Here is a 22,801-nt window from a genome sequence, read left to right as displayed (position 1 = left end):
TCACGACAGCAGCGCCACGCACTCCACGTGGTGGGTCATCGGGAACGCGTCGAACGCCCGCAGGTCGGTCAGCGAATAGCCGTGGGACGCGAAGGTCGCCACGTCGCGCGCCAGCGCCGCCGGGTCGCAGGCCACGTACACGATCCGGTCCGGCGCACCCGCCACGATCGACTCCACGACCGCCTTGCCCGCGCCCTTGCGCGGCGGGTCCAGCACCACCACGTCGACCGGCTTGGCCGCCGACGCCAGCACGTGCTCCACCCGCCCCGCCTGCCACGAGACCTGCGGCAGGTCCGCGAGGTTGCGCTCGCCGTCGGCGACCGCGCGCCGGCCGGACTCGACCGCCAGCACCCGGCCCGACGCACCCACCTGCGCGGCCAGCACCGACGCGAACAGCCCGACGCCCGCGTAGAGGTCCCAGGCCGTGCCGCCCGACGGCGCTTCCGCCCACTCCCCCACGACCGCGGCCAGCGTCGACGCCGCCGCCGGGTGGACCTGCCAGAAGCCGTGCGCGTCGAGGCGCCAGTCGCGGCCCGCCGCGTGCTGGACCGCGACGCCGCCCGTCAGCTGCCGGGCGCGGACCTTGCCGCGCACCGTCGACAGCTCGCGGACGTGCAGCCCGCCGTCGCCGTCGGTGGTCACCTCCAGCTCGCTGCCCGGGCGCCAGCGCCGCGCCAGGACGTCGTCGAGCTCGCCGGGGACGGCGATCGGGCAGTCGTCCAGGGCCACCACGCGGTGGCTGTGGTGGGCACGCAGCCCGGCGCGCCCGTCGCGCCCGGCGACCAGCCGGACCCGGCTGCGCCAGTCCAGCGGCCCGCCGTCGAGGGCCTCCACGACGACGTCCCGCTCGATCCCGGCCAGCCGCTGCAGCTGCTCCGCCACCACCGACGCCTTGAGCGAGCGCTGGTAGTCCGGCGAAGCGTGCTGCCAGTCGCAGCCGCCGCAGCCACCCGGCACGGCCAGCGGGCAGGGCGGCTCGACCCGGTGCGGCGAGGCGCTGAGCACCTCGACGGCGTCCCCGCGGCAGAACGAGCCGCCGTTGTCCTCGGTGACCTCGACGCGGACCTGCTCCCCCGGCAGCGCGTGCCGGACGAACACGACCCGGCCCTCCGCGCGGGCGACGCAGTGGCCGCCGTGCGCCACCGCGCCGACCTCGACCTCGAGGACGCGGCCCAGCCAGCTCGTCATTCGGCGGGCTCCTTGGGCTTCGGCGCCGCGATCGGCTGGCCGTTGGGCGAGAACCCGCGGCGGACGTCACCGGCGGCGGGGCGTTCGTTGCGGACCCGCGCGGCCGCCTTGGCCGACGACTGCAGCTGCCAGGGCACGCTCGCCACGATCACGCCGGACTGGAACAGCAGCCTGCCCTTGAGCCGCAGCGCGCTCTGGTTGTGCAGCACCTGCTCCCACCAGTGCCCGACCACGTACTCCGGGATGAACACGGTGACCACGTTGCGCGGGTTGTCACCGCGCACGCGCTTCACGTAGTCGAGGACCGGTTTCGTGATCTCGCGGTAGGGCGATTCGACGACCTTCAGCGGCACCTTGAAGTTGTGCGCGTCCCACTCGGCGGTGAGCTTGCGGGTGTCGGCATCGTCCACATTGACCGTCACGGCCTCGAGGACGTCCGGGCGCATCGCCTTGGCGTAGGCCAGTGCGCGCAGCGTGGGACGGTGCAGTTTGGACACCAGCACGATGGCGTGGTTGCGCGAAGGCAGCACGGTCGGGGTGTCGCCGAGCTCCTTCAGCTCGTCGGCGACGCGGTCGTAGTGCCGCCGGATCGCCGTCATCAGCGCGAAGATGGCCACCATCGCGGCGATCGCGATCCACGCGCCGAGCAGGAACTTGGTGATCAGCACGATCACCAGCACGGTCGCGGTCATGGTCAGGCCGATCGCGTTGACCGTCTGCGAGCGTCGCATCCGCCGCCGCACGCCCGGGTCGGTTTCCCTGGCCAGCAACCGGTTCCAGTGCCGGATCATGCCCGCCTGGCTCACCGTGAACGACACGAACACGCCCACGATGTAGAGCTGGATGAGCCGGGTGACCTCGGCGTCGAAGGCGATGATCAGGACCAGCGCGAAGGCGGCCAGGAAGAGGATGCCGTTGGAGAACGCCAGCCGGTCACCGCGGGTGTGCAGCTGGCGGGGCAGGTAGCGGTCCTGCGCCAGGATCGAGCCCAGCACCGGGAAGCCGTTGAACGCGGTGTTCGCGGCCAGCAGCAGGATGATGCCGGTGGAGAAGGAGATGTAGTAGAACGCCGGCGGGAAGTCGGCGAACACCGCGTGCGCGATCTGCGCGACGATCGTCTTCTGCTCGTAGCCGGCGGGTGCGCCTTCGAGCTGCCGCGCCGGGTCCTCGGCGAACTTGACGTCGGTGATCGTGGCCAGGGTGATGATGCCGACCAGCATGGTGACCGCGAGCAGGCCCATCATCAGCAGCGTGGTGGCCGCGTTCTTCGACTTCGGCTTCTGGAACGCCGGGACGCCGTTGCTGATCGCCTCGACCCCGGTCAGCGCCGCCGCGCCGGAGGAGAACGCCCGCAGCACCAGGAACGCGTACCCGACACCCGCGAAGGTGCCTTCGGCGGTCAGCGTGAAGCCGGCGCTCTCGGCCTTCATCTCGGTGCCGGTGGCGGCCTGCACCAGGCCCCAGGCGACCATGGCGAGGATGCCGATGATGAACCCGTAGGTCGGGATCGCGAAGGCCTTGCCCGACTCGCGGATGCCGCGCAGGTTCAGCGACGTCAGCACGACCACGATGACGATCGACGCGAGCACCTTGTGCTGCGCGACCCACGGGACGGCCGAGCCGATGTTGGCCACACCGGACGAAGTGGACACCGCGACGGTCAGCACGTAGTCGACCAGCAGTGCGCTGGCCACGGTGAGGCCGAACTTGCCGCCCAGGTTCGTGTTGGCGACCTCGTAGTCGCCACCGCCGCTCGGGTAGGCGTGCACGTTCTGCCGATACGAGGCGACGACCACCAGCATGACCAGCGCGACCATGACGCCGATCCACGGCGCGAGGGCGTACGCGGACAGCCCGGCGACGCTGAGGGTCAGGAAGATCTCTTCCGGGGCGTAGGCGACGCTCGAGAGCGCGTCCGACGCGAAGATCGGCAGCGCGATGCGCTTGGGCAGCAGCGTGTGGGACAGCCGGTCGCTGCGGAACGGACGTCCGAGGACCAGGCGTTTCAGCACGGTCGGGAACTTCGACACCACGGAAGCGTAGCTGCCGTGGGGCACGGTAGGTTCGGCGCTGGTAGGTCGGGGGTATGACGGACGGGTAACCGCCGAGGAGGAGGCAGGGCGTGCACGTGGTGATCATGGGATGCGGCCGGGTCGGCGCGTCCCTGGCCGCTGCGCTGGAGCGGCTCGGCCACGAGGTGGCCGTCATCGACAAGAACCAGCAGGCGTTCCGCCGGCTCGGGAGCGACTTCCACGGCCAGCAGGTCGTCGGCGTCGGTTTCGACCGCCGGGTGCTGATCGAGGCGGGCATCGAGCGGGCCGGCGCGTTCGCGGCGGTGTCCAGCGGCGACAACTCGAACATCATCTCCGCCCGGGTCGCGCGCGAGAACTTCGGCATCGAGCACGTCGTCGCGCGCATCTACGACCACAAGCGCGCGGCGGTGTACGAGCGGCTGGGCATCCCGACGGTGGCGACCGTGCCGTGGACGACCGACCGGTTCCTCCGCACCCTGCTGCCGGACGGTGTGGCGTCGGCGTGGCGGGACCCGTCGGGCAACGTCGCGCTGCTGCAGCTGCCGCTGCACGAGGGCTGGGTCGGGCACTCGGTGAAGTCGCTGCAGGAGGCGACCGGCGCGCGGGTGGCGTTCATCATGCGCTTCGGCACCGGCGTGCTGCCCGACACGAAGACGGTGCTGCAGGCCGACGACGTCGTGTGGGTGGCCGCGCGCTCGGGCACCGTCACCGACGTCACCAGTGTGGCCCACCGCGAACCGGAGGACGAGGCATGAGGGTCGCGATTGCGGGCGCCGGGGCGGTCGGCCGTTCCATCGCCGCCGAGCTGATCGACGGCAGGCACCAGGTGATGCTGATCGAGCGCGAGGCCGACCAGTTCGACCCGCACACGGTCGAGCAGGCCGACTGGGTGCTCGGCGACGCCTGCGAGGTCTCGATCCTGGAGGAGTCCGGGATCGAGCAGTGCGACGTCGTCATCGCCGCCACGGGCGACGACAAGGCGAACCTGGTGGTCTCGCTGCTGGCGAAGACGGAGTTCGCGGTCCGGCGCGTGGTGGCCCGGGTGAACAACCCGGCCAACGAGTGGCTGTTCACCGACGCGTGGGGCGTCGACGTGGCGGTCTCGACCCCGCGCATGCTGGCGGCCATGGTCGAGGAGGCGGTGAGCGTCGGCGACCTGGTGCGGCTGATGACGTTCCGCCAGAGCAACGCGAACCTGGTCGAGCTGACCCTGCCGGCGGAGACCCCGCTGGCCGGGAAGCCGGTGAGCGAGCTGACCCTGCCACGGGACGCGGCGCTGGTGACGATCCTGCGCGGGGACCGGGTGATCGTGCCGCAGCCGGAGGACCCGCTGGAGCCGGGGGACGAACTGCTGTTCGTGGCGACGGCGGACGTGGAGCCGGAGATCCGGACGGCGCTGGGTTACTGAACTGTTCGAGGAGGCCCCCGGCGTGCGCGCTGGGGGCCTTTCTCGTGGTCGGGGTGTCGCGAATGACTCATTCGGGACGTCGGATGCCCGAATGGGTCATTCGGGACACGCGGCGGCCGAAACTGTCGGTGCCTGCCGGTAGCGTGGAAAACGGGGGCGCTCCCACGCGCGGGGGTTGCGCCGGGGCGGGTCAGGCTCCCGGACCAGCTTCCGGGCGGCCTCAGGCCTCCGGGGCCTGGGCGTACTTCTCGCGCAGCCGGGCCTCGACCTCCGCGTCGGTCTCCGGCGCGGGCTCGGACTCGGCCATGGCCTTCAGGCGCTTGTCCGACCTCCGGACCGCCCACACCACCACCAGCAGGCCCAGCGCGTACAGCGGGTACCCCATCGCGATCTTCGCGAAGGCCAGCCAGCCCGTGTAGTCCTCCTGGTAGAGCCACCGCTGCACCACGAACCGGGCGGCGAAGATCAGCGCCATGGCCAGCGTCGCGATGTCGTAGCCGTAGCGGGAGGGCTTGTCCTTGCGCCACGCCTGGCCGGTTCCGTTGAGCATGTTCCAGACCACGCCCGCGATCGGCCAGCGCACCACCACCGACAGCACGAAGATGCCGCAGTAGACCAGGCTCGCGTAGATCCCGAACAGGAAGAAGCCCTTGGCCGACCCCGTGCGGTAGGCGATGAACGCCGCGATCGCGACGCCGAAGAAGCCGGAGATCGCCGGCTGGAGGGGCTCCTTGCGGACCAGCCGCAGCACGGTGATGGCCACCGCGCTGCCGATCGACGTCCAGATGGCCGCGGTCAGGCCGAAGAACGAGTTGGCCAGCACGAACACGATCACCGGCACCGACGAGTAGATCAGGCCGGACACCCCGCCCATCTGCTCGAGCAGGGTCGGCTGCGGCTCTTCGCCGTCGGACTTCGCGGGTTCAGTCACTTTGGGTGATCAACTCACTGGGCTCTGGAGCTCGTAATAGGGGTTGTACAGCACCTTCTGGCCGTCACGCTCGGCCATCCGGCCGCGCACCTTGATCGTCCGGCCAGGCTCGATGCCCGGGATCCGGCGGCGGCCGAGCCAGATTAGCGTCACGCCCTGTGTCCCGTCGAACAGCTCGGCCTCCAGCGTGGCGGCTTCGTTCGTCGGGCAGAGCTCCACGCTGCGGAGTCTCCCCATCACGGTGACCTCTTCGCCGGAACGGCAGTCGCAGGCCCGCTGCGCGCCCTCGGCGCCGGACCTCATGGACATCTCGTCGGCGTCGAGTTCCTCGACGTCGCTGGTCAGCTTGCGTACCAACCGGCTGAAGTAGCCGCCGTCTTTGGCGGACATAGGTGCTCCTGTGCTCCGGGGCCCCCGACAAAAAGCTTGCGGCCCGTGCGATTCCAGCGTACTGCGGTCCCCGCCAGGGAAACGCCTTTGCGCAAAGATCGCAACGTGACGTCCGCAATCAGAGTTCCCGCCGCGGTGCTGCTGCCCGGCACCGGCTCGGACGAGGTGTTCGTCCGGGCCGTCTTCGAACGGCCCCTGCGGGCCCTCGGTGTCCCGCTCATCGCGCCACCCCCGCCGCGCGGCGCCGCGCTCGCCGACGGCTACCTGGCGACGCTCGACGCACTGGCGGACGAACACGGCGAACTGCTCGTGGGCGGCATTTCGTTCGGCGCGCACCTCGCCGCCGAGTGGGCGGTGCGCCACCCGGGCCGTTGCGGGGGCCTGCTGGCCGCGCTCCCGGCCTGGAACGGCGCCCCGGGCCCGGCACCCGCCTCGCTGGCCGCGACGCTGACAGCGGATCTGGTGGCCGCTTCCGGCGTCGACGCGGCGCTGGCGCAGACCGAGGGCAGCCCGGGGTGGCTGCGGGCGGAACTGGACCGGGCGTGGCGACGGCACGGCGACGGGCTGGCCGACGGCCTGCGCGTAGCGGCCGGCCGTCCGGCACCGACCCTGGCCGGCCTCGCGGCGCTGGCCGTCCCGGCCGGGATCGGCACGTGCACCGACGACCCGATCCACCCGACGAAAGTCGCGGCGGAGTGGGCGGGCGCCCTCCCCCGCGCGGTCCTCGGCGAGACGACGCTCACGGCGCTGGGCGCGGACCGCGAGTCCCTCGGCCGGGCGACCGTCCTCGCCTTCCTGCGGGCCCGGAAAACGCGCTGAAGGGCGTCCTCACCGCGGTGAGGACGCCCTTCAGCGTGCGGGTCAGCCCTGCTGTTGCTGGGCCGCGATGTGCTCCGCGACCGCCTCGGGCAGCGTGATGGTCAGCGGGGTCCGGACCGGCATGGGCGCGTCGCCGCGGTCGACGATCGTCCGCCGGACGATCTCGCGCAGCACCTCGACGGCCGCCGCCGCCTCCGACTGCGGGCCGGCGATGACGCCGCGCAGCATCCAGCGGGGCCGGTCGACGCCGACGAAGCGCAGCGCGACGTCGCCGATGATGGCCGAGATCTCCAGCCCCCACACGCCGCGGCCGATGGTGACCTTGGCGCCGTCGGCCCGCAGCTGGTCGGCCAGCTCGGAGCTGACCTCCCGCCACAGCCCGCCCGAGCGCGGCGCGGCGTACGCGCTGACGGTGATCTGGCCCTGCTCGGTGACGACGTGCACGGCGCGCACGCCACCGGCCTCCGGGTCCATCTCGACCTGGACCTGGGAGCCGTCGGGCACCGGCACCTTCACCGAGCCGAGGTCGATCCGCGGGATCCCGTCGTCGGAGAAGTCCGCGACGTCGTGCGGGCCGTCGGAGACGTCCGACAACTCGGGCCCGACCTCGTCGTCGTACGCCTCGTCCTCGAAAGTGTCTTCGGCCTCGGGCGCGGCGTGCCGTCCCGCGGACCCGCCCTCGGTCCGCCGCTTGCGTCCGAAAATCCCCACTACTTCTCCGTTCCTTCCCCCGTGGCGGCGCTCGCGGCGAGCGCCGGTGCTCCCAGTGTGGCGTGTCCACCCGTGGAGCCGTAGCCTCCGTCGCCCCGCTCGGTCGCGTCGAGGCGAGCGACCTCGACGAACTCGGCGTGCTCGACCCGCTGCACGACCAGCTGGGCGATGCGGTCGCCGCGCGTCAGCTCCAGCGGGTGCACCGGGTCGTGGTTGATCAGGCAGACCTTGATCTCACCGCGGTAGCCCGAGTCGATCGTGCCCGGGGTGTTCACCACCGAGAGGCCGGCCCGGGCGGCCAGGCCCGACCGCGGGTGGACGAACCCCGCGTACCCGGGCGGGAGCGCGATCGCGACGCCGGTGCCGACGACGCCGCGTTCCCCGGGTCCGAGGACGATATCCGAGGTGGTGACGAGATCGGCGCCCGCGTCGCCCGGTCGGGCGTAGGCGGGCAGCGGGACATCCGGATCGAGCCGGGAGAGGAGTACCTGAACGCTGGACACGGGCGGCGAGATTACTCTCTACCCGTGGGTGAATCAGCGAAGACGGCCGCGAACGCCGCGGTGCGGCACTCCGAACGGCTGTACGTCCCGTGGTGGGGCTGGCCGCTGCCGGTGCTGGGGGCGGTCCTGCTCGCGGCCGAGATCGACCTCGGGTACCCGGGGATCCGGGCGTGGCTGCCGTACGTGATCGCGCTGCCGGTCGTCGTGGCGCTGCTGCTGTCGCTGGGCCGGTCGAAGGTCCGGATCACCGGCGGTGCCGAGCCGGAGCTGTGGGTCGGCGACGCCCACCTGCCGCTGCGGTTCGCCGGCGAGGTGGAGGTCTTCGACAAGGAAGCCAAGCGCAAGGCGCTGGGCCGCGACGGCGACCCGGCCGCCTACGTGCTGCACCGCGGCTGGGTCGGCCCGGTCGTGAAGGTGCACCTCACCGACGCGAACGACCCGACGCCGTACTGGCTGTTCAGCACCCGGCACCCGGAGAAGGTCGCCGAGCTCCTCAAGGGCGCCTGAGGCGCGCCGGACATGTGGAAGGGGGCCGGCCTGCCGGCCGGCCCCCTTGTCCCCAGCGCGCTTCGAGCCTCCCCCGGTCTCCCTCGAGGCTCTCCGTCGCGTCTGTTCGTCCCCTGTGTCCGAGAACCCCTCCTGCGCGGTTCAGGCGCAGTCGCGGCAGATCAGGCGTCCGCCGTTGTCCTCGGCCAGCCGGCTGCGGTGGTGCACCAGGAAGCACACGGAGCAGGTGAACTCGTCCGCCTGCTTCGGCACCACCTTCACGGTCATGTCCTCACCGGAAAGCCCGGAAAGGTCGGCACCCGGCAGCTCGAAGTTCTCGGCGGTCGCGTCCTCGTCGACGTCGACGACGCCGGACTGGTTCTCGTTCCGCCGGGCCTTGAGCTCCTCCAACGAGTCTTCGGCCAGCTCGTCGGCTTCGCTGCGGCGCGGAGCGTCGTAGTCGGTAGCCATGTTGTCCCTCACCCCTGCGATCAGCTTGTGTAGTCGTTTTCCCGGACTCCCGGATGCGCCCGTGAGTCCGCCGTGCCGCTGGTCAACGTTCCAGGGCCCCTGTTTGTGCCCGACGGCCGAAGTGACCGAGGTCTCTTCTTTTCGGGCCTCTTCCTGCGGCCGGAGCCCGGGAAGGGTAGCTCACCGCTGTCCGGGTTCTGCAACGAGTCAGACATTGCCGGGGAATCGTCACCCGACAGGGGGAACCCGCAGGTAAGACGCGTTGTCGTCCGTTCGGGTTGCGCCGGGGTGGAGAACTTCACGCGCGACCCGTGTCCGCTTGCCCCGGCCGGCCCCGCCGTGGTGCGATCGCTGCACGGGGATCGGTCCGGCTGGGGCCCGGTACCGCTGGCTGGAGCACGGAACCCGCGGGGATGACCCTGGACGAATCGCGCCGGCTGCAGCGCCTAGGCTGAACGGCCTCGGGCGGTGCCCGGTACGCACGGTCGGGTTCGGTGTTCGGGAAGGGACGGGCAGGTGGCGTCGGGGAACGGCATCGGGGACCGTGGGACGCGGCCGTATCGCAAGCACAAGCCGCTGCCGGCGCTGATCGTCATCGGCGTGCTGGCCCTCGGCGCGATCATCGTCTGGGTGAACGCCGCCGTCGGCAAGGGCGACGTCGACGAGGCCGTGAAGTGCGACCCGCCCGCGAGCCCGCCGCCGGGCGTCACGTTCAGCACCCTGCCCCACAACGCGCTCGACGACCGCGCGCCGGTCCCGCCGGACAAGGTCGCCTACCGGGTCCTCAACGCCTCGGGCAGCCGCGGCCAGGGCGGCATCACCACGACCGCGCTGAAGGAACTGGGGTTCACCAGCGCCGCCGACCCGGCCAACGACCCGGCGTACGAGAACCGCGAGGCCAAGTGCCGCGGCCAGATCCGCTTCGGCGAGAACGGCGTCACCGCGGCCCGGACGCTCAGCCTCGTGGTGCCCTGCGCGGAGCTGGTCCAGGACAACCGCAAGGACGCGAGCGTCGACGTGGTGACGGGCACGCTGTTCGGCGACCTCCGGCCCCGCGCCGAGGCGCGCCAGATCATCACCCAGCTGGCGGACTGGTCGAAGACCCACCAGGGCGGCGGCGGCAACGAGCAGTCCGCGGGCGCGAAGGCCCCGGTGGTGGACCAGACGCTGCTGGCTTCGGCCCGCGACGTGGCCTGCTGACCCGCGCGGCCCCGCACCGCACGCCACCGCCGAACCGCTGCCGACCCACCGCCCGCGGGGGCGCCCCCCGTTTTCCACGCTACCGGAGACCACCGACAGTTTCGGTCGCTCCGCTGGTCGGGCCCTTACCGCGAGAGTCGGTTCGCGCACCCGGACGGTCGGCCCGGATGAGCCGGCCCGTGTACCCACAGGGTCGGCTCGTGATCCGACCCTGTGGGTGCGTGAGCCGACCGTCCCGGTCAGCGGCATCCGGTCAGACCGCCGCCGCGCCGCACTCCGTCAAGGTCTTCCGCAGCGGGTCCGCGATCGACGGCGCCGCCGCGTACGTCGCGTCCGCGCCCAGCTCCGGCGCCGCACCCGGCAGCGACACCTCCGCCCCCGCCTCGGCCGCGATCAGCGCGCCCGCCGCCCAGTCCCAGCGGTTGAGCCCGTGCTCCACGTACGCGTCCAGCCAGCCCGCCGCCACCGCGCACAGGTCCAGCGACGCCGCCCCGTTGCGGCGGATGTCCCGGACCTGCCCGAGCAGCGCGGCCGCGAACTCCGCCTGCCGCTTCCGCCGCGAAGGCGAATACGCGAAACCGGTTCCGACCAGCGTCACCTCCAGGCTCGCGGGCGCCGACACCGCCAGCCGCCGTCCGTCGAGGTACGCGCCCTGGCCGCGGGCCGCCGACCACACGCGGCCGCTCGCCGGCTCGACCACCGCTCCGGCCACCGACTCGCCGCCGACCTGCGCGGCCACCGACACCCCGAACCACGGGAGCCCGTAGAGGAAGTTGACCGTCCCGTCGATCGGGTCGACCACCCACGTGACCCCGTCGCCCGCGGCACCCCCGCCTTCCTCGCCCAGCACCGGCTCGCCGGGCCGCAGCTCGGCCAGCCGGGAGCGCACCAGGCGTTCGGACTCGTGGTCCACCGCGGTCACCACGTCGGTGGCCCCGGACTTGGTGCCCACGGCCACCGACCGGCCGCCGGCCATCCCCTCCCAGGCCTCGCGGACCAGCGTGGCGGCTTCCGTCGCGACCTGCACCGCGACGCTTTTCAGCAACGACTCGTCAACTCCCACGTCCGACATGTCACCACATCCGGTTAAAGTCTCCGAGGCAGGCTTCTGAATCGTGCGAGAAGGGACCACGTCCGTGGTGGAGGCGACCCGCCGAGGTTTCGGCATCGACATCGGCGGCAGCGGGATCAAGGGCGCCTTGGTCGACCTGGAGGCCGGACAGCTCATCGGCGACCGCATCCGGATCGAGACGCCGAAGCCGTCCACGCCGACCGCGGTGGCCGATGTCGTGCACGACATCGTCACGCAGGCGGGCTGGGACGGCCCGGTCGGCGTCACGCTGCCGGCGGTCGTCAAGAAGGGCGTCGCGCACACCGCGGCCAACATCGACAAGCAGTGGATCGGCACCGACGCCGACGCGCTGTTCGCCAAGCGGCTCGGCCGCGGCGTCGACCAGGTCGCGATGCTCAACGACGCCGACGCCGCGGGCATGGCGGAGATCCGCTTCGGCGACCCGGTCGCGCGCACGGGCGTCACCGCGCTGCTCACCTTCGGCACCGGCATCGGCAGCGCCGTGTTCCAGGACGGCAAGCTCGTCCCCAACACCGAATTCGGCCACCTCGAGATCGACGGCCACGACGCCGAGAAGCGCGCGGCCGCTTCGGTGAAGGACAACGAGGGGCTCTCCTACCCCGAATGGGCCAAGCGCGTGCACCGTTACCTGACCGTGCTGGAGAACCTGATCTGGCCCGACTTGTTCATCGTCGGCGGCGGCGTCAGCAAGAAGGCCGAGAAATGGGTGCCGCTGCTGGACATCCGCACTCCGGTGCTGGTGGCGAGCCTGCAGAACAACGCCGGCATCGTCGGCGCCGCGGCCGCCGCGGCGGAGGGCATCCAGCACTGAATCGGCGCTGAGGGTGATCGCTTCGCACCGCATGCGCGTACCGTCGTTACAATGGAACACGGCCCACGGCTGCGGAGGGCAAAACCGCAGGCCGAGGCGTGATCCCCGAATGTGAGGCAGCAGTGGCACCCGTGCCGTTGCTCGTCGTGATCGACCGCTGCGAAAGGGCGTAAGTGGCAGCCGCAAGAACCGCAACCCGAGGCGGGACGAAGACCGCGACCGCAGCCGGCGAGCCGGCCGAAGAGGCAGCCACCGGGACGGCGAAGCCGGCGGCCCGCAAGACCACCACCGCCAAGAAGGCGCCGGCCAAGAAGGCACCGGCGAAGAAGCCCGTGACCAAGGGCCCCAAGACCGAAGACGGCGAGCCGGACGGCCCCGGCGACCTCGAGGACGACGAACTGGGTACGCCCGACCTGTCGGATCTGGAAGAGGTCGAGGTCGACGTCGTCGACGAGACGGTCAACGACGAGCCGGACACCGACTCGGCCGACGACGACGATGACGACGAAGAAGCCGACGAGGAAACCCCGGCGCAGCGTCGCCGCGGCGCCGCGGCCGACAAGGCCAAGAGCGGCTCCGACAACCCGGACTTCGTCTGGGACGAGGAGGAGTCCGAGGCGCTGCGCCAGGCGCGCAAGGACGCCGAGCTCACCGCGTCGGCCGACTCCGTCCGCGCCTACCTCAAGCAGATCGGCAAGGTCGCGCTGCTGAACGCGGAGGAGGAGGTGGAGCTGGCCAAGCGGATCGAGGCCGGGCTCTACGCCGCCGAGCGCGTGCGCACCGCCGAGGAGGAGGGCGAGAAGCTCGTCACCCAGATGCGCCGCGATCTCAAGTGGATCGTGCGTGACGGCGAGCGCGCCAAGAACCACCTGCTGGAAGCGAACCTCCGGCTCGTGGTCTCGCTGGCCAAGCGCTACACCGGCCGCGGCATGGCGTTCCTGGACCTGATCCAGGAGGGCAACCTCGGCCTGATCCGCGCGGTGGAGAAGTTCGACTACACCAAGGGCTACAAGTTCTCGACGTACGCCACGTGGTGGATCCGCCAGGCGATCACCCGCGCGATGGCCGACCAGGCGCGCACCATCCGCATCCCGGTGCACATGGTCGAGGTCATCAACAAGCTGGGCCGCATCCAGCGCGAGCTGCTCCAGGACCTCGGCCGCGAGCCGACCCCGGAAGAGCTCGCGAAGGAAATGGACATCTCCCCGGAGAAGGTCCTGGAGATCCAGCAGTACGCGCGCGAGCCGATCTCGCTGGACCAGACGATCGGCGACGAGGGCGACTCGCAGCTCGGCGACTTCATCGAGGACTCCGAAGCGGTCGTCGCGGTCGACGCGGTGTCGTTCACGCTGCTGCAGGACCAGCTCCAGTCGGTGCTGCAGACGCTGTCCGAGCGCGAGGCGGGCGTGGTCCGGCTGCGCTTCGGCCTCACCGACGGCCAGCCGCGCACGCTCGACGAGATCGGCCAGGTGTACGGGGTGACCCGCGAGCGCATCCGGCAGATCGAGTCGAAGACGATGTCGAAGCTGCGCCACCCGTCGCGGTCGCAGGTCCTGCGGGACTACCTGGACTGAGCACGTTCCACGCGGAAGAACCCCGTCACTGCGGTGGCGGGGTTCTTCCGTTGTTCAGGGCCGTCCGGTCAGCGTCGTCCAGGGGACGTGGACGACCACGCGCTCCCGCAGCTGTTCGTTGATCAGCCACAGTTCCCCCGTGGCCGGCCAGTACGCCAGGTTCTGGCTGTTCACCGGGGCCTGCCCGGCCAGCCTCGACGTCGACGCGCCGCCGATGCCGCCGTGCAGGCACGACGGGTGGTCTCCGGCGGCTCCGGCGTACTCCGGGCACACGCCCGTCAGCACGAAGTAGCCGTTGCGCGAGGCCGCTCCCTGCATCCCCCAGACCGGGGACGAGAAGCCCTCCGTCGCGTGCACCAGCCCGTCGGCCGAGGTCTTGAGGCGGCCCGCGGCCGGGTCGAACGGCCAGCGCAGGACCCGGCCGCCCGCTGCGGACGGGACGTGCTCGGCGGTCACGAACGTCGAATCGGTGTGGTCGTACGACAGCGTCGACAGGCAGGGGCGCGTGTCGGTCGCGGTCGTGCACGCGCCGCCGCCCGGGTACCAGTACGCGCCGATCTGCGGCATCGCGTAGTCGTAGAACGCCGCGTGGTACTTGCCGTCGGTGCCCAGGCCGACCGTGCCCGAACTGTCGTCGGCCTTCCAGAAGTGCGTTGTGTCGAAGACCCGGATCAGGCCGCCGGTCGTCGCCACGAACAGCAGGTCGCCGGCCCACACCATGCCGTGCCCGTGGCCAGTGACCGCCCGGAAGTCCGTGCCGGACACCGGTTCCACCAGGAGAACGTGCCGGTACCCGAGGCCAGTCGCGTCCACAAAGGACAGCCGGACCATCGTGTCGCCCGGGGTGTGCCACGACGCCGCGACGACCCGCTTGCCGCCCACCGTGCCGGTCGCCGGGTCCGCGTCGCCGGAGCCGGTGAGGCCCTGCGGGATCCAGTCGTTGGTCTTGTCGTCGTTCGAGTCCTCCCAGCAGAAGCCCGCCGGCTTCAGCGCCGCGGCCAGGTACGTGCCGTGGCAGAGCGGGCGGGCCTTCCGGTTGGTGTCGGCGAGCAGCGACCCGAGCCCGCGCGGCGGGAGTTTCGCGTCCAGCGCGGCGATCCGGGAGCCGTAGGTGGCGAAGGTGTCGCCGGCGGTGAGCCGGAAGCCGTCGACGGTCGCCGCGTCCAGCCGCGGGAAGGTCGCCGCCGCCTGGGCCGCCGGGGTGAGGCCGAGCAGTAGCAGCGCCACGAAGCCGAGCAGGAGTCGCATGCCGGCAGCGTGCCGCGCACGCGTACACGGCCCGTACAACTCTCAGGGCACGGCCAGCCCGCGCTCCCGCAGCGACTGCTCGACGCGCAGGCGTTCGATCTCGCGGTCCATCCCCTCGGGCAGCTCCCCGAGCCGGTGCGGGACGTCGACCTGGCGGCAGGCCTGGACGAGCAGCTCGTCGTAGGCCTGCCGGGTGCCGATCCGCCGCGCGGCCGGGGTGCCGGAGGGGTATTCGACGAGCAGCCGGTGCACCCGCCGCAGGTCGGCGGCGACCCGTTCGATCGGCGGCCCGTCCGGTTCCGGCGCCGCGCGCCTCCCCCGGATCCAGGCGAGGAGCTTCGGGACGCGCAACGCACACCAGAACAGCACCGTGGGCGCCAGGCACACCACGGCGAAGAGGATCAGGTTCGCGACGACGCCACCCGAGCCGTCCATGCACCGATGGTAAGCCCGCGGTGGCCGCCCGGCGGAGTCATTTTCCCGGCTCCACCGGGCGGCTGATCACGCCGGATCGTTCTCCCGCGGGGTTTCCTCGACCAGCCAGAGGACGCCGGACGGCGGCAGCTGGAGGACCGCGGAGGCCGGCTGGCCGTGCCACGGTGCCTCGACCGCTTCCACCGCGCCCATGTTGCCGACGCCGGAGCCGCCGTACGCCTCGGCGTCGGTGTTGACGACCTCCAGCCAGCGGCCCGCCGTGGGCAGGCCGACCCGGTAGTCGTGGTGCGGCACGCCGGCGAAGTTGGCCACGCAGGCCAGCCGCGACCCGTCGGTGCCGATGCGGAGGAAGCTCAGCACGTTGCCGCTGGAGTCGTTCGCGTCGATCCAGGCGAAGCCGTCCGGCGAGGTGTCCTGGCTGTACAGCGCCGGCGACGACCGGTAGATCGTGTTCAGCGACCGCAGCAGCTCCCAGACGCCGAGGTGCAGCGGCTCGTCCATGAGGTGCCAGTCGAGCGACCGCGACTCCGACCACTCCCCCGGCTGGCCGAACTCGCCGCCCATGAACAGCAGCTGCTTGCCCGGGTGCGCCCACATGAACGCCAGCAGCGAGCGCAGCCCGGCCGCCTTGTTCCAGGCGTCGCCCGGCATCCGGCCCCACAGGGATCCCTTGCCGTGCACCACTTCGTCGTGCGACAGCGGCAGCACGAAGTTCTCGCTCCACGCGTACACGAGCGAGAACGTCATCTCGTTGTGGTGGTACGCCCGGTGGATCGGCTCGTGCGAAAGGTACCGGAGCGTGTCGTGCATCCAGCCCATGTTCCACTTGAAGCCGAACCCGAGCCCGCCGAGGTGGGTCGGCCGCGTGACGCCCGGCCACGCCGTGGACTCCTCCGCCACCATCACGACACCCGGGTGTCGCTTGTAGACGGTCGCGTTCAGCTCCTGCAGGAACCGCACCGCGTCGAGGTTTTCCCGCCCGCCGTACTGGTTGGGCAGCCACTCCCCTTCCTTGCGGGAGTAGTCGAGGTACAGCATCGACGCGACGGCGTCCACGCGCAGGCCGTCGAGGTGGAACTCGTCGAGCCAGAACAGCGCGTTGGCGACCAGGAAGTTGCGGACCTCGTTGCGGCCGAAGTCGAACACGAGCGTGCCCCAGTCCGGCTGCTCGCCGCGGCGCGGGTCCGCGTGCTCGTACAGCGGCGTCCCGTCGAAGCGGGCCAGCGCCCAGCTGTCGCGCGGGAAGTGGGCCGGCACCCAGTCCACCAGCACGCCGATCCCGCGCTGGTGCAGGCGGTCGACGAAGTAGCGGAAGTCGTCCGGCGAGCCGAAGCGGGACGTCGGCGCGTAGTACGACGTCACCTGGTAGCCCCACGAACCGCCGAACGGGTGCTCCGACACCGGCAGCAGCTCGACGTGCGTGAAACCGGTTTCGACCAGGTAGTCGCCCAGCTGGTCGGCCAGCTCGCGGTAGTCCAGGCCGGGCCGCCACGAGCCCAGGTGGACCTCGTAGACGCTCATCGGCGCCGCGGCCCACTGCGTGGCTTCGCGCCGGGCGACCCACTCGTCGTCTTCCCACAGGTGGGCCGAGCTGGTGACGACCGACGCCGTCGCGGGCGGCTGCTCGGTGGCGAACGCCATCGGGTCGGCCTTCTCTTGCCAGTTGCCGTCCGCGCCGAGGATCCGGAACTTGTAGCAGGTGCCCACGCCGACGCCGGGCACGAACAGCTCCCACACCCCGGACGAGCCGAGCGAACGCATCGGGTGCCCGCGCCCGTCCCAGCCGTTGAAGTCGCCGATCACGCGGATGCCGCGCGCGTTCGGCGCCCAGACCGCGAACGACGTCCCCTCGACCACCCCACCGGGGGTCTCGTACGACCGGACGTGCGCGCCCAGCGCCTCCCAGAGCCGCTCGTGCCGTCCTTCGCCGATCAGGTGCAGGTCCAGCTCGCCCACCGTGGGCAGCCAGCGGTACGGGTCGTCGGCGGTCACGGTGTGCCCGTCGTACTCGACCTCGAGGCGGTAGTCGCCCGGGTGCTCGGGCACGGCGACGGCGAACAGCGCGTCGATCACCGGTTCCATCGGGTACTTCTCGCCGCCCGCGCACAGCGCGACGGCTTTCGCGCCGGGCAGCAGCGCCCGGGCCGCGAAGCCCTTGCCCACGGCGTGCACGCCCAGCACCGAGTGCGGGTCGTGATGGGATCCGGCGAGCAGCCGGTCGATGTCCGCGGCCGGCGGGGCCGCGGCCGGGAGGCCTTCGGGAACCGCGTTCACGGTGTCGTCCCTCCGCTAGTGATCCGGGCGATCGAGGCGAGCGGCACGCCCAGCCAGTCCGGCCGGTTCGCGTGCTCGTAACCCACTTCGTAGACCGCCTTGTCCAGTTCGAAGGCGCGCAGCAGCTCGCCCTGCTCGCGCGGGTCGGCCGCGATCGCGGCGTAGCCCTCGCAGAACGCCGCCCGGTTGCGCTCCGACCACTCGTGCGCGCGCTCGGCCAGCGCCGGGTCGTCCGGCTGGCCGACCAGCATCTGCTGGGCCGCGTAGTCGAACGACCTCAGCATGCCCGCCACGTCGCGCAACGGCGAGCGGAGCGCGTGGCGTTCCTCGACCGGGGCCGCGGGCTCGCCCTCGAAGTCGATCAGCAGCCAGCCGCCGACGGTCCGCAGCACCTGGCCCAGGTGCAGGTCGCCGTGGATGTACTGCATGGTCACCGAGTCCAGCGGCAGGGTGCGCAGCTTCTCGAACGCCGCCCGCAGCGCCGGGGCGTGCGCGGCCAGCTCGGGCACGCGCGCCGCGATCGTGTCCAGCCGGTCGAGCATCGCCTTCGCCGAGCGTTCCAGCTCGTCGGCGTCCACCGGCTCGGTGCCGAGCGCCTCGGCCAGGTCCGCGTGCACCTCGGCGACGGCCCGCCCGAGCCGCTCGGCCTCGCCGGCGAAGTCGCCGCCGACCTCCCCGGCGTGCAGCTCCGGCGCGGCCATCAGGTCGCGGACGCTCGTGGTGGCCATCGCCCAGCCGTCGACCGCGTCCGAGACGAACTGCTGGAGCATGCCGACCGTGGTCGGCTCGCCGTCCAGGTCGCCGGTGATCGAGCCGAGCGGCGCCGCGATGTGCTTGCTGCCCACGGCCTGCAGCGCGCGGTGCAGCAGCAGGTCCTTGTTCTTGCCCGGGGACAGCTTCCGGAACAGCTTGAGGATGTACTGCCCGGCGTAGACCAGGGACGTGTTGCTCTGCTCCGACGTGATCGGCCGCGCCCGCAGCCCGGTCTCCAGCTCGACACCGGGCTCGTGCTCGAAGACCAGCGCCCCGACCCGCTCCTCGCGGGCCATCAGGTCCAGCAGCACGCCGGTGACGTCCAGGTCCCCGGACGCCTCGTAGGCGTTCAGGTCGCCGACGGCCCCGATCCAGCTGGTCGAGGCGATCTCCGGCGGGTGCGTCCGCCGGCCCACCAGCAGCTGGTAGGGCTCCCGCCGGTCGTCCTGGGCGACCTCGACGACCACGTGCAGCAGCTGCGGGTCACCGGACACCAGCTCGGTCACGCCCAGTGGCCGGACGCCGGTCACCGGCCGGTCCTTGCCGGCGAACCAGCGCTGCTCCGGCAGCCAGCGCTTCAGGTCCTCGGTCAGGTCGTCGACCAGCTCGCGCGGGTCGGACAAGGGACTCACCTCGCTTCGCCTTCGTCTCCCGGGCTCGTCAGCTGGAACCAGTAGAAGCCGTGCCCGGGCAGCGTCAGCAGGTACGACAGGTCCCCGATGCTGGGGAACCGCACGCCGCCGGTGAGCTCCACCGGCGTGCACCCGCGGTGCGCGGACAGGTCCAGCTCCACCGGCTGCGGGAACCGGGACAGGTTGTTCACGCAGAGCACGACGTCCTCGCCGCCGTCCGGGCGCCGCCACTGGCGCTTGTAGGCCAGCACGCTCGGGTTGGACCCGCCGAGGTCGACGAAGTCGCCTTCGGCGAAGGCGTGGTGCTGCTTGCGCACCTCGATCATCCGCCGGGTCCAGTTGAGCAGCGAGGCGTCGTTGTTGGACTGCGCCTCGACGTTCAGGCCCTGGTAGCCGTACACCGGGTCCATGATCACCGGCAGGTAGATCCGGCCGGGGTCGCAGGAGGAGAACCCGGCGTTGCGGTCCGGGGTCCACTGCATGGGCGTGCGGACCGCGTCGCGGTCGCCGAGCCAGATGTTGTCTCCCATGCCGATCTCGTCACCGTAGTACAGAACGGGCGAGCCCGGCAGGGACAGCAGCATCGCCGTGAACAGCTCCTGCTGGTTGCGGTCGTTGTCCAGCAGCGGGGCCAGCCGGCGGCGGATGCCGATGTTGGCCTTCATGCGCGGGTCCTTGGCGTACTCCGCGTACATGTAGTCGCGCTCTTCGTCGGTGACCATCTCGAGGGTCAGCTCGTCGTGGTTGCGCAGGAAGATCCCCCACTGCGACCCGCTGGGGATCGTCGGGGTCTGGGCGAGGATCTCCGAGATCGGGAACCGCGACTCGCGGCGCACGGCCATGAAGATCCGCGGCATCAGCGGGAAGTGGAACGCCATGTGGCACTCGTCGCCGCCGACCGCCGGGTCGCCGAAGTACTCGACGACGTCCGAGGGCCACTGGTTGGCCTCGGCGAGCAGGATCCGGCCCGGGTACTCGTCGTCGACGACCTTGCGGCAGCGCTTGAGGAACTCGTGCGTGCGCGGCAGGTTCTCGCAGTTGGTGCCCTCCTGCTCGAACAGGTACGGCACGGCGTCCAGCCGGAACCCGTCGATGCCGAGGTCGAGCCAGAACCGCAGGGTGTCGATCATGGCGTTCTGGACGTCGGCGTTTTCGAAGTTCAGGTCGGGCTGGTGGGAGAAGAACCGGTGCCAGTAGAACTGGCCGCGGACCGGGTCGTAGGTCCAGTTGGACGTCTCGGTGTCGACGAAGATGATCCGCGCGTCGGAGTAGCGGGAGTCGTCGTCGCTCCACACGTAGTAGTCGCCGTACGGGCCGTCGGGGTCGTTGCGGGACTGCTGGAACCACGGGTGCGCGTCCGAGGTGTGGTTGAGCACCAGGTCGGTGATCACCCGGATGCCGCGCCGGTGGGCCTCGTTGAGCAGGAAGACGAAGTCCTCGACGCTGCCGAACTCCGGCAGCACCGCGCGGAAGTCGCTGATGTCGTACCCGCCGTCGCGCAGCGGCGACGCGTAGAACGGCGGCAGCCACAGGCAGTCGATCCCCAGCCAGGCCAGGTAGTCGAGTCTGCCGGCCAGGCCGCGCAGGTCGCCGGTGCCGTCGCCGTTGGAGTCGGCGAACGCGCGCACCAGCACTTCGTAGAACACCGCGCCCTTGAACCACTCCGGGTTGCTCGGCGCCTGCTGCGCCGACCGGAAGTCCCCGGCCTGCGGTTCCACGAGCATGCCGTCGGCGGTCATCGCCTCGCCGGTGTGCGGCACACCCTCCAGCCCCAACGCGGCGTCGGGCCGCGCTTCTTCCGCCATCTGTTCCACCTCAGTCCCTCGAGTCCCTGTCCTTCCCCGCTCAGCCGGCCAGCCGTCGTCTGACCGACACCACGTGGGCCACCGCCCGCCAGGGCTCGAGCCGGACGTAGTTCGCCGGGCCCCAGTCCCACGTGTCGCCGGTGACCTCGTCGTGGGCGATGAGCCGCTCGTGCGCTTCGAAGCCGAGCGCGCCGGTGTCGAGCCACAACGTGCCCTCCTGGGGCCCGTACGGGTCGAGGGTGACGACCGTGACCACGGTGTCGCCGGTGGCCGGGTCCTGTTTGGAGTAGGCCAGCAGCGCGTCGTTGTCGACGTGGTGGAAGTGCAGGGTGCGCATCTGCTGCAGCGCCGGGTGGGCCTTGCGGACGGCGTTCAGCTTCGCCAGCCACGGTTCCAGCGAGCGCCCTTCGGCGAGCGCGCGCTCGAAGTCGCGCGGGCGCAGCTGGTACTTCTCGGAGTCGAGGTACTCCTCGCTGCCCTCGCGGACCGGGACGTGCTCGAACAGCTCGTAGCCGGAGTAGACGCCCCACGTCGGCGAGATCGTCGCCGCCAGCGCGGCCCGCAGCGCGAACATGCCCGGGCCGCCGCGCTGCAGCGACTCGTGGAGGATGTCCGGGGTGTTGACGAACAGGTTCGGCCGGCCCTCGTTCCAGTGTTCCCGCAGGTCGATGGCGAAGTCGATCAGTTCCTGCTTGCCGGTGCGCCAGGTGAAGTAGGTGTAGCTCTGGGTGAAGCCGAGCCGGGCCAGGCCCCACAGGCGCGCCGGGCGGGTGAACGCCTCGGCCAGGAACAGCACGTCCGGGTGGGCGTCCTTGACCGACTGGATCAGCCAGGCCCAGAAGTCCGGCGGCTTGGTGTGCGGGTTGTCGACCCGGAAGATCTTCACCCCGTGGTCGATCCAGACGGTGATCACCCGCAGCATCTCTTCGTAGACGGCCTTGGGGTCGTTGTCGAAGTTGATCGGGTAGATGTCCTGGTACTTCTTCGGCGGGTTCTCCGCGTACGCGATCGAGCCGTCCGGGCGGGTGGTGAAGAACTCGGGGTGCTTGAGGACCCACGGGTGGTCCGGGGCGGCCTGGAGGGCGAAGTCGAGCGCCACCTCCATGCCGAGTTCTTCCGCGCGGGCCACGAAGGCGTCGAAGTCTTCGAAGGTGCCGAGGTCGGGGTGGATCGAGTCGTGGCCGCCCTCGTCGGCGCCGATCGCCCACGGCGAACCGACGTCTTCCGGCTTGGCGTCGAGGGTGTTGTTGGGCCCCTTGCGGTTGACTCGCCCGATCGGGTGAACCGGCGGGAGGTAGACGACGTCGAAGCCCATCTTCGCCACGCGGTCGAGCGCGGTCGCGGCGGTGGCGAAGGTGCCGTGCACCGGCTTGCCCTCGGCGTCGAGACCGCCGGTCGAGCGGGGGAACAGCTCGTACCAGGAGCCGTACGCGGCGCGGCGGCGGTCCACCCAGACCTTGTGCGGCTTGCCCTTGGTGATCAGCTCGCGCACCGGGAATTCGTGCATGACCTGGCGGACTTCGGGCGAGAGCGCGGGCCCGACGCGCTCGGCGAGGCTGCGCTCCTCGTCGCGCAGGGCCTTCACCGCGCCGATCAGAAGCGCCTTCTCGGCCCGGCGGTCGGGCCGGCGGGAGACGCGCTCGATCAGCCGGGCGCCGTTCTCGAGGTCGTTGGCGAGGTCTTCGGGTCCCTGCCCGGCGGCGACCTTCACCTCGACGGCGTGCTCCCACGTCGCCCAGGGATCGCCCCACGCGTCGACCCGGAACGTCCAGAGACCGGTGGTGTCCGGGGCGATCACCGCGGCGAACTCGTCGGGGTGGTCGGGACCGCGCGGCACCATCCGCGTCTGGCGCGTCAGCCGGTCTTCCGGGCCGCGCCACGCGACAGTCGCCGCGACGGCGTCGTGGCCCTCGCGCCAGACGGTCGCGAAGACCGGGATGTGTTCCCCCACAACGGCTTTGGCCGGATACCGGCCGCAGCTCACGCTGGGGGAGACGTCGTCGATGCCGAGCCGGCCGGTCATGGGCAACGCCCTT

At 71.5% G+C, this 22,801-nt stretch carries 21 protein-coding genes; 7 read left to right on the top strand and 14 right to left on the bottom strand.

The window, feature by feature from the left end; genetic code table 11:
• Together ACWEGE_RS29175 and ACWEGE_RS29170 are read right to left on the bottom strand one after the other, a co-directional pair.
• Entirely contained in the window at nt 1-1,188 is a 1,188-nt protein-coding gene (locus ACWEGE_RS29175; protein WP_449663632.1) for a class I SAM-dependent RNA methyltransferase, read from the bottom strand.
• Nucleotides 1,185-3,218, bottom strand: coding sequence for an APC family permease (locus ACWEGE_RS29170; RefSeq protein ID WP_449663631.1), 2,034 nt, complete (start codon nt 3,216-3,218; stop codon nt 1,185-1,187). Before ACWEGE_RS29170 ends, ACWEGE_RS29175 begins: the two co-directional genes overlap by 4 nt.
• A 92-nt stretch (nt 3,219-3,310) precedes the next feature.
• Between ACWEGE_RS29170 and ACWEGE_RS29165 the strand changes: the two genes are divergently transcribed.
• A complete protein-coding gene (locus ACWEGE_RS29165) occupies nt 3,311-3,976 on the top strand; it encodes a potassium channel family protein (RefSeq protein ID WP_310974893.1) in 666 nt (221 codons plus the stop codon).
• Nucleotides 3,973-4,629 carry a potassium channel family protein gene (locus ACWEGE_RS29160; protein ID WP_354922486.1) on the top strand — a complete coding sequence of 219 codons (657 nt, stop codon included), beginning with the start codon at nt 3,973-3,975 and terminating at the stop codon, nt 4,627-4,629. Before ACWEGE_RS29165 ends, ACWEGE_RS29160 begins: the two co-directional genes overlap by 4 nt.
• A gap of 220 nt (nt 4,630-4,849) precedes the next feature.
• Here ACWEGE_RS29160 and ACWEGE_RS29155 read toward each other — a convergent pair whose 3' ends face one another.
• Together ACWEGE_RS29155 and ACWEGE_RS29150 are read right to left on the bottom strand one after the other, a co-directional pair.
• The gene (locus ACWEGE_RS29155) at nt 4,850-5,560 is read right to left on the bottom strand and encodes a DUF3159 domain-containing protein (protein ID WP_449663630.1); all 711 of its coding nucleotides are present in this window, start codon (nt 5,558-5,560) and stop codon (nt 4,850-4,852) included.
• 9 nt (nt 5,561-5,569) lie between these two features.
• Complete coding sequence (locus ACWEGE_RS29150; RefSeq protein WP_013224481.1) at nt 5,570-5,950, bottom strand: OB-fold nucleic acid binding domain-containing protein; 381 nt, start codon at nt 5,948-5,950, stop codon at nt 5,570-5,572.
• Between the two features lie 135 nt (nt 5,951-6,085).
• Here ACWEGE_RS29150 and ACWEGE_RS29145 point away from each other — a divergent pair, with 135 nt between their 5' ends.
• Nucleotides 6,086-6,769, top strand: a complete 684-nt coding sequence (locus ACWEGE_RS29145; RefSeq protein ID WP_449663656.1) for an alpha/beta fold hydrolase — start codon at nt 6,086-6,088, stop codon at nt 6,767-6,769.
• A gap of 42 nt (nt 6,770-6,811) precedes the next feature.
• On the opposite strand, the gene ACWEGE_RS29140 is transcribed toward ACWEGE_RS29145, so the two are convergent.
• A complete protein-coding gene (locus ACWEGE_RS29140) occupies nt 6,812-7,480 on the bottom strand; it encodes a DUF3710 domain-containing protein (RefSeq protein ID WP_449663629.1) in 669 nt (222 codons plus the stop codon).
• The gene (gene dut / locus ACWEGE_RS29135) at nt 7,480-7,983 is read right to left on the bottom strand and encodes a dUTP diphosphatase (RefSeq protein WP_176176105.1); all 504 of its coding nucleotides are present in this window, start codon (nt 7,981-7,983) and stop codon (nt 7,480-7,482) included. Before dut ends, ACWEGE_RS29140 begins: the two co-directional genes overlap by 1 nt.
• A gap of 24 nt (nt 7,984-8,007) precedes the next feature.
• Here dut and ACWEGE_RS29130 point away from each other — a divergent pair, with 24 nt between their 5' ends.
• Entirely contained in the window at nt 8,008-8,490 is a 483-nt protein-coding gene (locus tag ACWEGE_RS29130; protein ID WP_449663628.1) for a DUF3093 domain-containing protein, read from the top strand.
• A 141-nt stretch (nt 8,491-8,631) separates the two neighbouring features.
• On the opposite strand, the gene ACWEGE_RS29125 is transcribed toward ACWEGE_RS29130, so the two are convergent.
• Nucleotides 8,632-8,940 carry a DUF4193 domain-containing protein gene (locus ACWEGE_RS29125; protein ID WP_013224476.1) on the bottom strand — a complete coding sequence of 103 codons (309 nt, stop codon included), beginning with the start codon at nt 8,938-8,940 and terminating at the stop codon, nt 8,632-8,634.
• A 516-nt stretch (nt 8,941-9,456) separates the two neighbouring features.
• Between ACWEGE_RS29125 and cei the strand changes: the two genes are divergently transcribed.
• Nucleotides 9,457-10,140: an envelope integrity protein Cei gene (gene cei, locus ACWEGE_RS29120; protein WP_449663627.1), complete on the top strand. Its 684-nt coding sequence runs from the start codon at nt 9,457-9,459 to the stop codon at nt 10,138-10,140.
• A 253-nt stretch (nt 10,141-10,393) separates the two neighbouring features.
• Here the strand turns inward: cei and ACWEGE_RS29115 are convergent, their stop codons facing one another.
• On the bottom strand, nt 10,394-11,212 hold the full coding sequence (locus ACWEGE_RS29115; RefSeq protein WP_449663626.1) for an inositol monophosphatase family protein: 819 nt from the start codon (nt 11,210-11,212) through the stop codon (nt 10,394-10,396).
• 64 nt (nt 11,213-11,276) lie between these two features.
• Between ACWEGE_RS29115 and ppgK the strand changes: the two genes are divergently transcribed.
• On the top strand, nt 11,277-12,044 hold the full coding sequence (gene ppgK / locus ACWEGE_RS29110) for a polyphosphate--glucose phosphotransferase (protein WP_449663655.1): 768 nt from the start codon (nt 11,277-11,279) through the stop codon (nt 12,042-12,044).
• 173 nt (nt 12,045-12,217) lie between these two features.
• Complete coding sequence (locus ACWEGE_RS29105; RefSeq protein WP_449663625.1) at nt 12,218-13,618, top strand: RNA polymerase sigma factor; 1,401 nt, start codon at nt 12,218-12,220, stop codon at nt 13,616-13,618.
• Between the two features lie 54 nt (nt 13,619-13,672).
• On the opposite strand, the gene ACWEGE_RS29100 is transcribed toward ACWEGE_RS29105, so the two are convergent.
• From ACWEGE_RS29100 to ACWEGE_RS29075, 6 genes are all read right to left on the bottom strand, one after another.
• Nucleotides 13,673-14,866 carry a hypothetical protein gene (locus ACWEGE_RS29100; protein ID WP_449663624.1) on the bottom strand — a complete coding sequence of 398 codons (1,194 nt, stop codon included), beginning with the start codon at nt 14,864-14,866 and terminating at the stop codon, nt 13,673-13,675.
• A 42-nt stretch (nt 14,867-14,908) separates the two neighbouring features.
• On the bottom strand, nt 14,909-15,301 hold the full coding sequence (locus ACWEGE_RS29095) for a hypothetical protein (protein ID WP_449663623.1): 393 nt from the start codon (nt 15,299-15,301) through the stop codon (nt 14,909-14,911).
• A 66-nt stretch (nt 15,302-15,367) separates the two neighbouring features.
• Nucleotides 15,368-17,575 carry a 1,4-alpha-glucan branching protein GlgB gene (gene glgB / locus ACWEGE_RS29090; RefSeq protein ID WP_449663622.1) on the bottom strand — a complete coding sequence of 736 codons (2,208 nt, stop codon included), beginning with the start codon at nt 17,573-17,575 and terminating at the stop codon, nt 15,368-15,370.
• On the bottom strand, nt 17,572-18,951 hold the full coding sequence (locus ACWEGE_RS29085) for a maltokinase N-terminal cap-like domain-containing protein (RefSeq protein WP_449663621.1): 1,380 nt from the start codon (nt 18,949-18,951) through the stop codon (nt 17,572-17,574). Before ACWEGE_RS29085 ends, glgB begins: the two co-directional genes overlap by 4 nt.
• 5 nt (nt 18,952-18,956) lie before the next feature.
• Complete coding sequence (treS, locus tag ACWEGE_RS29080; RefSeq protein WP_449663620.1) at nt 18,957-20,765, bottom strand: maltose alpha-D-glucosyltransferase; 1,809 nt, start codon at nt 20,763-20,765, stop codon at nt 18,957-18,959.
• 40 nt (nt 20,766-20,805) lie between these two features.
• Nucleotides 20,806-22,788, bottom strand: coding sequence for a maltotransferase domain-containing protein (locus ACWEGE_RS29075; protein WP_449663619.1), 1,983 nt, complete (start codon nt 22,786-22,788; stop codon nt 20,806-20,808).
• Between the last annotated feature and the right edge of the window lie 13 nt (nt 22,789-22,801).

It is taken from the genome of Amycolatopsis sp. NPDC004747 (assembly GCF_053601335.1).
Note: the sequence above shows the minus strand (reverse complement) of the source record. Positions and strands in the feature narration are given on the sequence as shown.

Bases quoted from the DNA above. Each gene is read 5' to 3' on its own strand.
- ACWEGE_RS29175 (WP_449663632.1), bottom strand. From the start codon at position 1,188: ATGACGAGCTGGCTGGGCCGCGTCCTCGAGGTCGAGGTCGGCGCGGTG.
- ACWEGE_RS29160 (WP_354922486.1), top strand. From the start codon at position 3,973: ATGAGGGTCGCGATTGCGGGCGCCGGGGCGGTCGGCCGTTCCATCGCC.
- ACWEGE_RS29150 (WP_013224481.1), bottom strand. From the start codon at position 5,950: ATGTCCGCCAAAGACGGCGGCTACTTCAGCCGGTTGGTACGCAAGCTG.
- ACWEGE_RS29125 (WP_013224476.1), bottom strand. From the start codon at position 8,940: ATGGCTACCGACTACGACGCTCCGCGCCGCAGCGAAGCCGACGAGCTG.
- ACWEGE_RS29115 (WP_449663626.1), bottom strand. From the start codon at position 11,212: ATGTCGGACGTGGGAGTTGACGAGTCGTTGCTGAAAAGCGTCGCGGTG.
- ACWEGE_RS29100 (WP_449663624.1), bottom strand. From the start codon at position 14,866: ATGCGACTCCTGCTCGGCTTCGTGGCGCTGCTACTGCTCGGCCTCACC.
- ACWEGE_RS29095 (WP_449663623.1), bottom strand. From the start codon at position 15,301: ATGGACGGCTCGGGTGGCGTCGTCGCGAACCTGATCCTCTTCGCCGTG.
- treS (WP_449663620.1), bottom strand. From the start codon at position 20,765: ATGGCGGAAGAAGCGCGGCCCGACGCCGCGTTGGGGCTGGAGGGTGTG.
- ACWEGE_RS29075 (WP_449663619.1), bottom strand. From the start codon at position 22,788: ATGACCGGCCGGCTCGGCATCGACGACGTCTCCCCCAGCGTGAGCTGC.